We start from the raw sequence: 2,184 nt of genomic DNA, 5'->3' as shown, positions 1-2,184 counted from the left end.
GGGTGCATTTACTTCAATGGACGGATGTCTCAACCAAGCCCGACTTCCTCGACATGCGCCGCCAGGCCGCTCTGTCCCGGGGCGATATGCTCCGCCAGAACATGAGCATCCGGATAATCTCCCCCGTTTTGCGTGCGGAAAGGAATCGGCTTGTCCCGGAACAGTCCCGCCAACCGCAAACGTAAGGCATCTTCAGCTGTAGCCAGTCGGGCCTCGTTCAAATGCCCTGCGCCATATACCGCAAAGGTCGGCAAGACCTCCATCCCCGGAAAAAACAAGCTGCCATGGGTGATCGGGAAAAGCAGCTGCTCCAGAGGTCCGTTGATGCCCCGGGGTGAATAATCCACTTCCGGCCCTCCCACACACACCGAAAGCAACGCACGCTTTCCGGCCAACCCGCCTTCCCCGTATCGGTAGGCATTGCCCGCGCCGCGATAGCCGTAGGCCAGCCCATAAGCCCACACCCGGTCGATCCAGCCTTTCATGATCGCCGGCATGCTGAACCACCAGAGCGGAAATTGCAGGATCAGCGCATCGGCAGCCAACAGCTTGCGCTGTTCTTCCGCCACGTCGGACGTCTGGCAGCCATGTGCAAAGGCATGCTCGGACTCGGCGATGATAGAAAGACGATCGGAATGTTGGCGGACAGGGAAATCCTGGGCATCCAATGCACTCTTCCACCCCATGGCATACAGGTCCGAGTGCAGGACCTCATGGCCTTGATCGCGCAAGGTCCTCGATGCCACCTCGGCCAGATGGTGCGTCAGCGAGGTCTTTTCCGGATGGGCGTGGACGATCAGTATTTTTTTGCGGTCGTGCGAATGCATGGCCAGCCTTCCTTTCAGATGCAATGAAAACGGAGCCAGTGTGGGCCAGTCGCAGGTATCAGTGAAATCATGAATCTTTGCTGCTACCATCCATTTCATGGATAGCAAAAAACGCCTGGATCTGAATCTTCTGGTCACGCTCGAAACGCTGCTTGCAGAGCAGAACGTCACCAAAGCGGCTGAGCGGCTGCATTTGAGCCAGCCGGCTGTCAGCGCGCAACTCAACCGACTGCGCGAACTGTTCGAGGATCCGCTGTTGATTCCTTCCCACCGTGGCATGACGGCCACGGCAAAAGCGCTTGATCTGCTGGAACCCTTGCGGCAGGCATTGGATCAGGTGCGATCCACGGTCGCGCAACATAGCCAGTTCCATCCCATGAGCGCGCAGATGAGTGTCTCCATCGCCAGTACTGACTATGTGCAGGCATGTGTCATACAAACGCTCAGCACGGTATTGCGGCAGCACGCGCCGGGCATCCGCATTGCCCTGCGCCATCTTGACCCGCCCCAACTCGAAGCACAGATGGCCGCAGGCGACGTCGATCTGGCGCTGCTGACGCCGGATCATGCGCCGCAAAGCCTGCGCTACCGGCATTTGTTTGACGAACGTTATGTGCTCATCGGAAGGCATCGACATCCGAAGCTGAGGCGCAAGCTCTCCGTGGCGCAGTTCGCGCAGCTTGAACACGTCGTCGTCTCGCTCGATGGCGGCGGTTTCAGCACGGCTGTGGATGATGGATTGGCCGCCCTCGGGTACCAGCGTCGCGTGGTGCTCTCGGCAGCCTCGTTTCTGATTGTGCCGGACCTGGTTTCACGATCCGATTTCGTGGCGCTGGTCCCTGAGCGGCTGGTGCTCCATCGGCGAGAAAACCTGACCGTCATCGAATGCCCTTTCCCGGTACCAGGATTTCCGGTCGGCATGCTTTGGCACGAACGTAACCACGCCCATGGCGGACATCGCTGGCTACGCGACGTGATTATCGAGTTGGCCTCAGACATGTAGCGTATTGACCTGTCAGTTCTTGCTTTCTTTTGTCAGGATCATGTCGTAGAGCGCCTGTGCCGCCGGCGAGAGGTGCGCCGACTTGCGCTTGATCAGCACCAGATTGCGGGACACCACAGGCTCGACCAGCTGGATCGTGCGCACATCAGGATAGGCTCCCTCCTGCACGGCCAGCCCCGGCACCACGGCAATGCCCACCCCCTGCGCCACCAGTCCCATCGCCGTTGAGCTGCGCTGCACTTCATAGAAAGAACGCAAGGCGAGGCGGTTGGCGTCCAGCACCGGATCCAGCAAGGTGCGATTGCCGCTCACCTCCCCTGCAAAGATCAGCGGATACGGCTTGAGCTGCGCCCA

The 2,184-nt window shown here is 59.6% G+C and carries 3 protein-coding genes; 1 reads left to right on the top strand and 2 read right to left on the bottom strand.

What is annotated here, in order from left to right; genetic code table 11:
- Positions 1 to 29 precede the first annotated feature (29 nt).
- A complete protein-coding gene (locus tag B3873_RS25330) occupies positions 30 to 827 on the bottom strand; it encodes an NAD(P)H-dependent oxidoreductase (RefSeq protein WP_209568964.1) in 798 nt (265 codons plus the stop codon).
- A gap of 97 nt (positions 828 to 924) precedes the next feature.
- On the opposite strand from B3873_RS25330, the gene B3873_RS25325 reads away from it, so the two are divergent.
- A complete protein-coding gene (locus B3873_RS25325; RefSeq protein WP_286869817.1) occupies positions 925 to 1,830 on the top strand; it encodes a LysR family transcriptional regulator in 906 nt (301 codons plus the stop codon).
- Positions 1,831 to 1,842: 12 nt separating this feature from the next.
- On the opposite strand, the gene B3873_RS25320 is transcribed toward B3873_RS25325, so the two are convergent.
- A partial coding sequence (locus B3873_RS25320) for a LysR substrate-binding domain-containing protein (protein WP_286869816.1) occupies positions 1,843 to 2,184 on the bottom strand: 342 nt, incomplete at its 5' end.

The sequence above is a fragment of the Herbaspirillum sp. UBA812 genome (assembly GCF_002296545.1).
Taxonomy (GTDB): Bacteria; Pseudomonadota; Gammaproteobacteria; order Burkholderiales; family Burkholderiaceae_D; genus Herbaspirillum; species Herbaspirillum huttiense.
This window is presented reverse-complemented; position numbering and strand designations above follow the sequence as displayed.

Coding starts and splice junctions, on each gene's coding strand:
- B3873_RS25330 (WP_209568964.1), bottom strand. CDS start 827: ATGCATTCGCACGACCGCAAAAAAATACTGATCGTCCACGCCCATCCG.
- B3873_RS25325 (WP_286869817.1), top strand. CDS start 925: ATGGATAGCAAAAAACGCCTGGATCTGAATCTTCTGGTCACGCTCGAA.